A 6,000-nucleotide genomic window follows, 5' to 3' on the forward strand; every position below is an offset into this window, starting at 1 on the left:
ATGAAAATGAAACACCGAACCCGTCCCCCTGTACCACCTCTGTACAAATGAAAGGAGAATTGTAATGGAAAAGACAATGACTTTTACTGACAGATTATTTAAGAACGTACAACCGATTTGGGAGAAAAATCATAATCATCCGTTCGTTCAAGAGTTAGGGAAAGGAACTTTAGATAAGGATAAATTTATTCATTATATGAAGCAAGATTATGTGTATTTAATTGACTATTCGAAGTTGTTTTCAATCGCTGTTACGAAAGCACCAAACCTTGAAACGATGCAGAAGTTCACACAAGTACTTCATGATACTTTACATTTTGAAATGGAATTACACCGCCAGTTTGCAGCTGAATTTGGCATTACAGATGAAGAGTTAGAAGCGACAAAGCCAACGCCGGTAAACGTTGCTTATACATCCTATATGCTAACGGCGGCTCATAATGGTAGTTTAGCGGAAGTTGTTGCTTGTTTACTTCCTTGTGCTTGGGATTATTGGGAAATTGGTAAGTTACTGAGAAAACAATATGGTGACATATTGGCATCAAACCCTTACCGTAAGTGGGTTGAAACATATGACTCTGAGACTTTTGGTGAAGGTGCGAAGGCCCTTATTCAACTTATGGATGAATTAGCGGAAGGAAAACCAGAAAGAGAATTAGCTGTTTTAGAGAAACATTTCCAAATGACATCGAAATATGAATATTTATTCTGGGATATGAACTATTACAAACAAGATTGGCCAATTTAATTTGAAATACAGGGGCGGAGGGGCCCGTCTGATTCTAAATTGAAATGTTTTGGTGGGTCTCCCAATGAAAGAATGAAACACGAGAATGAAACACGGGGAAACACGGGGACGGGTCCCTCGTACCAAAATGAAAATGGGAATGAAACACGGGGACGGGTCCCTCGTACCAAAATGAAAATGGAACACCGAACCCGTCCCCCTGTACCAAAGGGGGTGCGAGAAGTGAATAAAACGAGAAAAATAACGTACACAGCCATTATTGCGGGACTTACGACAGCAACAAGTACACTCATTTATATCCCGTTAGGTTTTGCGAAAATTTTCCCTATCCAACATTTTGCAAATGTTATCTCTGCAGTTTTGTTAGGACCGTGGTATGCGGTAATTCAAGCGTTTCTCACATCGACATTACGAAACATGATGGGGACAGGGAGTTTATTTGCTTTTCCAGGTAGTATGATTGGAGCCTTTTTAGCAGCGATTGTTTTTGCAAAAACAAAAAGGATGTCCTTTGCTGCATTAGGTGAGGTCGTTGGTACGGGAATTTTAGGTGCCATGGCTACGTATCCAATTGGTTTACTCTTTTTAGGGCAAGAAGCGACGTTATTCGGTTTAGTACCAAGCTTTTTAATGTCGTCCTTTGCCGGTGCATTACTAGCCTACAGTTTACTGAAAGTAATGAGTAGAAATAAAGTGATAGGAGGTTTAATTTATGAAAACAGCACTTACAATCGCGGGTTCTGATTCCGGAGGCGGGGCAGGCATTCAAGCTGATCTAAAAGCTTTTTCGGCAAATGGGGTTTATGGCATGTCGGTCATTACTGCAGTGACCGCCCAAAATACGGTGGAAGTTCGATCTGTTCAAGATATTGATACGGACATTATTCGTGATCAGATTGAAGCAGTATTTGATGATATTCAGGTTGATGCGGTTAAAATAGGAATGTTATCAAAGCCAGAAACAATTGAAGTTGTTATTGAAGGATTGAAAAAGTATAAACCGTCGTTTATCGTTCTTGACCCGGTCATGGTATCAAAAGGCGGTCATCATCTATTACAACCAGAAGCAGTTGAAAAATTAAAAGAGTTGTTACCACTTGCGACAGTGATTACACCAAATATTCCGGAAGCAGAAGTGCTGACTGGGCTTTCGATTACGAATTTGGATGATATGAAAAAAGCTTGTGAAAAGATTTATGAACTTGGAGTAAAAACAGTTCTTTTAAAGGGGGGACACCTTAACGGCGAGCCTAACGATTTATTTTACGATGGTCAAACGTTCCATTTAATTGAAGGAAAAAGATTCTATACAAAAAATACCCATGGCACAGGTTGTACACTATCTGCGGCGATTGCGGCAAACTTAGCGAAGGGAATGTCCTTGCTAGATGCAGTTCAAAAGGCGAAATGTTATATCAGTGTAGCTATCGAACATAGTCTTGATTTAGGACATGGTCATGGACCAACTCATCATTTTTACCAACTGTATAAAAAGGAGTTGGCTTTTAATGAATAAAACAGAAGCAAAGTTGTTATTTGAAAAAGTAAAAGCAGAACAGCCACTTGTTCACTTTTTGACAAATACGGTGACAATCAATGATTGTGCCAATGTTACGTTAGCAATTGGAGCATCACCGGTGATGGCGAATGAAATAAACGGAATTGAAGAGATGACAAATCTTGCCCAAGCCCTTGTCATTAATATGGGTACGATTACGGAACAAGTCTATGAATCTATGATTCGAGCCGGTAAAGCGGCGAATAAAAAAGGAATCCCTGTCATATTGGACCCGGTAGGTGCCGGAGCCACGACTTATCGTACAGAATTAGCACTTGACTTTTTAAAACGAGTAAAGGTCTCTATCATAAAAGGAAATGCCTCTGAACTTTATACTTTAATTGGTGGGGATGCGGTGACGAAGGGTGTCGATGCAGGTGTTATCCCAATTTCTAACAAAGAATTGGCTCAGGAAGCTGCCATTAGGTTCGGGAATGTCGTTGTTGTAAGCGGAGCTATTGATGCGATATCTGATGGAGAGAAAGTTGTTCAAGTGGAAAATGGTGATGAGTGGTTACCGCGTTTAACGGGAACGGGTTGTATGGCGGCAGGCGTAATTGGATGTTTTGCCGGAGTAACGGATGATTATTTTACGGCTGCTTCCGTTGGTATTTCTGTTATAGGTTTAGCGGGAGAATTAGCAAAAAAGGCAATTTTAAGTCATGAAGGAATTGGTACTTTCCGTGTCAAATTCATGGATGCGATCTTCCGGATGGATGGTGATATTTGGGCAGAAGGAGTACGTTTATCATGAACATGGATTACAGCTTATATTTAGTGACGGATGAGTCAGTTCCTACAAATCAATTATTACGCGTCGTTGGGGAAGCCGTTGAAGGTGGAGTAACCCTTGTTCAATTAAGGGAAAAAAGATCTGAAGGAAAAGTTTTTTATGAAAAGGCGTTAAAATTAAAGCAATTTCTAAAGGAAAATTATGCACATATACCCCTTATTATAAACGATCGAGTGGATATCGCTTTAGCTGTTGAGGCAGACGGTGTTCATATCGGACAGAAGGATATTCCTGTTACAGCTGTTCGGAAAATTATACCTGAATCAATGATTGTTGGTGTATCTGTCTCAAACGTTACAGAAGCAAAGGAAGCTGAGAAAAATGGTGCTGATTATCTCGGTGTCGGTCCAGTATATTGGACAAAAACGAAGAAAGAAAAAGAAGCGTTGCCAGAAGGAACGTTAGAAGAGGTTGCAAAAAGCGTCTCCATTCCGGTCGTTGCCATCGGTGGTTTAAAAGTGCATAATATCGAAACGGTGCGGAGTGAATATGTCGCTGGAATTGCTGTAGTGTCTGGAATTATGCAAGCGGAAAACCCGAGGGAAGCGGCAGAGGCGTATCGAAAGAGCTGGTGTGATTAATAATTAATAGGGAAGGGACGACGTTTTAGTTGTCCCTCTTTTAATCTATTAGTCTACCTATTTCGATTATTTAATAAAAGAATTGCGAACCCGATAATAATAAAAACCACGGCCACAATATAAGGGACTGTTGAATTAAGGGCTATTATAAAGCCGGATATGGATATGGCGATACTCGTTAACCCAAGTAAAATAGTGCCTGCAATTAAAAAAATCGCACCGATGGCATCGTTTCTATTCAAGGATTTCCCTCCTTTTCTTATTTTTTATTTTTAAAATTTTCTTACAATAATATTATAGTTAGTGTCACAATATTATTCAATTAAAATTTTAGTAACTTTACATGAAAAACTACGAACAAAGAAATATGTTTCAATGTATGTTAATATAAGAACATAATCGAACTTAAAATTGCTACATAAAGGAGACGAATATGAGCTATAAAATTCTTTTTCTCGATATTGATGGCACAATTTTAAAACCTGATCACACGTATACAGAATCGACAAAGGAAGCAATTAAACAAGTTAAAGCTAAAGGGATTGAAGTGTTTTTTGCAACAGGTCGCCCGTTACATGAAATAGAAGATTTAGCAGAAGAGTTAGAAATAGAGTCGGGAATTGGTTACAATGGCGGCTATGCAAAATATAAAGGTGAAATGATTGTTAATGATGCTTTTCGTCCAGAATTAGTCGAAGAAATTAGCAGCCTTGCTAAAGAGTTAGGAAATGAGCTCATTTTTTATACATTAGGTACAAATTACCTTACTGATCCTGAAGATCCAGAAATGGAATACTTTATTGATCTCTTTACAATGAAGAAAAACGCACGAGTACCAGAAGATTTTTCTGAAGCAGTATACGGACTTTCTTCGATAAAAGTGCTACCAGAACATGTTGCCCATTATGAAAAATTTGATGAATTGTATATGAGCCCTGTTAACGTAGGTCGCTTAAAAAATTCATATGATTTTATTCAAAAGAAAACGAATAAAGGCACAGCGATTCAACAGGTGTTAGAAAAACTGAACATCTCTCCGGATGAAGCAATTGCTTTTGGTGACGGGATGAACGATAAAGATATGCTACAACTAGTCGGTCATAGCTTTGCCATGGGGAACGCTCATCCTGACGTTTTCCAATATGCGAAATACAAAACAACTTCTGTTAATGAAGACGGTATCTATAACGGCCTCAAAGAACTTGGCTTAGTTAAATAGTGGTACAGGGGGACAGGTCCCTTGTTTCATTTTGAAAATTGGTACACGGGGACGGGTCCCATAGCCATCAAGTTTACGAAAAGTGAGTGGATGAACTTCACTCACTTTTCCGTTATTTTAAGAAAATCATGAGTTATTAAGAATTTATTCCACGACAAATAAGCCTCCACCTGGAGACTTTTCTGAAATTTTAAGTTATTAGAACTTAACTAGCTTTGGCTATATAATTCTTATAAGCAGTTTCTAAAATATCAAATACTGTACTATTCTGTTGCCTTCGGCATTTCTTTCCATTTAGTTTTATACTATGATAGATTAATTTACACATTTTTATAATAATGCCCCTATTAAATATAATCTCTTTAAATAAAGGTAAAAATTCTTTCACGATACTAATCGATTTATATTCACTCGTTTCCATCTGATGTTTCATATAAAGCATTCTGCGACACTGAAAGGCAAGTGTAGAACACAAAAGTAGTTGAATTAGCGTCCCATATAAGTGGCATTCAAATCGTTCCTTTTTAATATTTTTTACCTCATGGATTCCAAATAACGATTTCCATGTTTTAAACAATATTTCAATTTGCCAACGTAGAGAATATATTGAAAAAACATCTTCCTTTTTTACCATGTTTTGTGGTATATTAGTAAGGAAAATGTTAATTGAAATGTTTTTTTGTGCAGAAAGGGGCTTTTTTCCCTTTCTTCTTTTTTTATCAATATGTATTTGTCGTTTCGCTTCTTGTTCTTCAGTAAGTTTTGTGAAAATGACACGTGTAATAAGGGGATTTTTTACCCAGCGTCCCACTTTAATATTGTCTAATTCTAACACTTCACCTCTTTTTAATTTCTCCGAAATCATAATCAGATCAATCTTTTCCCATTTTCCATCCTGATTTTGCTGATAAAGTTTCATATTATTCTTCATCCTCGAAAGAAAATATCCTCCTTGTTTATCAATATCAATTAAGTTTTCTGTAGAAAAATAACCTAAATCACGTAAACATAAATCACCTGGTTTTATATCATCTTTAATAACCTTGGCATATTGACTGTCGCTCGCAATCCCTTCTTGCACAAGTAAATGTAAGAAAGTGG

At 37.5% G+C, this 6,000-nt stretch carries 8 protein-coding genes; 6 read left to right on the forward strand and 2 right to left on the reverse strand.

Features of this window, described 5'->3' with window-relative positions:
- Positions 1-64: 64 nt before the first annotated feature.
- The 5 genes from tenA to thiE all read left to right on the forward strand — a co-directional run bounded on the left by tenA (position 65) and on the right by thiE (position 3,680).
- On the forward strand, positions 65-748 hold the full coding sequence (gene tenA / locus GW534_RS08980) for a thiaminase II (RefSeq protein ID WP_161920686.1): 684 nt from the start codon (positions 65-67) through the stop codon (positions 746-748).
- Between the two features lie 222 nt (positions 749-970).
- Entirely contained in the window at positions 971-1,492 is a 522-nt protein-coding gene (gene thiW, locus GW534_RS08985; RefSeq protein WP_161920687.1) for an energy coupling factor transporter S component ThiW, read from the forward strand.
- Positions 1,461-2,264 carry a bifunctional hydroxymethylpyrimidine kinase/phosphomethylpyrimidine kinase gene (gene thiD, locus GW534_RS08990; protein ID WP_161920688.1) on the forward strand — a complete coding sequence of 268 codons (804 nt, stop codon included), beginning with the start codon at positions 1,461-1,463 and terminating at the stop codon, positions 2,262-2,264. Before thiW ends, thiD begins: the two co-directional genes overlap by 32 nt.
- Positions 2,257-3,060 (forward strand): hydroxyethylthiazole kinase, encoded by an 804-nt coding sequence (gene thiM / locus GW534_RS08995; protein ID WP_161920689.1) that lies wholly within the window; start codon positions 2,257-2,259, stop codon positions 3,058-3,060. The genes thiD and thiM overlap by 8 nt, the downstream gene beginning before the upstream one ends.
- Complete coding sequence (thiE, locus tag GW534_RS09000; protein WP_161920690.1) at positions 3,057-3,680, forward strand: thiamine phosphate synthase; 624 nt, start codon at positions 3,057-3,059, stop codon at positions 3,678-3,680. The genes thiM and thiE overlap by 4 nt, the downstream gene beginning before the upstream one ends.
- Positions 3,681-3,733: 53 nt before the next feature.
- Here thiE and GW534_RS09005 read toward each other — a convergent pair whose 3' ends face one another.
- The gene (locus GW534_RS09005) at positions 3,734-3,922 is read right to left on the reverse strand and encodes a hypothetical protein (RefSeq protein ID WP_161920691.1); all 189 of its coding nucleotides are present in this window, start codon (positions 3,920-3,922) and stop codon (positions 3,734-3,736) included.
- 191 nt (positions 3,923-4,113) lie between these two features.
- On the opposite strand from GW534_RS09005, the gene GW534_RS09010 reads away from it, so the two are divergent.
- Positions 4,114-4,899, forward strand: a complete 786-nt coding sequence (locus GW534_RS09010) for an HAD family hydrolase (protein ID WP_161920692.1) — start codon at positions 4,114-4,116, stop codon at positions 4,897-4,899.
- 205 nt (positions 4,900-5,104) lie between these two features.
- On the opposite strand, the gene GW534_RS09015 is transcribed toward GW534_RS09010, so the two are convergent.
- Positions 5,105-6,000 (reverse strand): IS4 family transposase (locus GW534_RS09015; protein WP_161920693.1); only part of this gene is annotated, 896 nt, incomplete at its 5' end.

Source organism: Pallidibacillus pasinlerensis (assembly GCF_009996845.1).
Lineage (GTDB): Bacteria > Bacillota > Bacilli > Bacillales > Caldibacillaceae > Pallidibacillus > Pallidibacillus pasinlerensis.